Origin of the sequence: Terrisporobacter mayombei (assembly GCF_020748465.1) — a bacterium.
Taxonomy (GTDB): domain Bacteria; phylum Bacillota; class Clostridia; order Peptostreptococcales; family Peptostreptococcaceae; genus Terrisporobacter; species Terrisporobacter mayombei.
Window position 1 is genome coordinate 1 of the sequence record NZ_JAHZMP010000101.1, and the last position, 528, is coordinate 528.

2 protein-coding genes are annotated in these 528 nt (G+C 47.7%); both read right to left on the reverse strand.

The window, feature by feature from the left end; all coding sequences use genetic code 11:
* Positions 1-185, reverse strand: a 185-nt coding sequence (locus K0039_RS24880; RefSeq protein WP_228106803.1) for an orotidine 5'-phosphate decarboxylase / HUMPS family protein, incomplete at its 3' end; no start/stop codon positions are given.
* 193 nt (positions 186-378) lie between these two features.
* Positions 379-519: a hypothetical protein gene (locus tag K0039_RS24885; protein ID WP_369073753.1), complete on the reverse strand. Its 141-nt coding sequence runs from the start codon at positions 517-519 to the stop codon at positions 379-381.
* Positions 520-528 lie beyond the last annotated feature (9 nt).

The following is a 528-nucleotide window of genomic DNA, read 5'->3' on the forward strand; positions in this document are numbered from 1 at the left end:
TGAAGTTCGCGCACAAACTGTGGCCCAAACAATGTAAACATCTCTTTGCCGACCTTCAGACGACAATCGCGTGGGTCGATCTTGTCGACAAAGGCCAGCGCGTCATCACGATTATGATAATCAAGGGCAACAACCACAGGAGAATTCGTAACAGCGCGGGAAGAAGATGAAGCAGTTAACGTCATGACCAGACCTTCTTGATGATGGGCACCGGAAGTGGCGCGAAACAGGGAAACGGCGAGCATTCTACCCGTGGAAATAAAAAATTAACAGTTGCGATTTCTCCTCTGGCAGGCTTTTTCTGCGCCGTCGTTGCCGGAGCACAATGGAACATTAATAATTAGTATGTTGTAACTAAAGTCGGATTTTTTTTAAAAATTACAGGCCATCAAGACCGCGAATCGGTTTAATGGTTGACCAGGCCCGACAAGACGGACAATGCCAGTAGAGGGTGTATGCGGTAAAACCACATTTCTGGCAACGATAACGAGGCTTACTACGTACCTTCTCGCCAACCATGTCACGCAG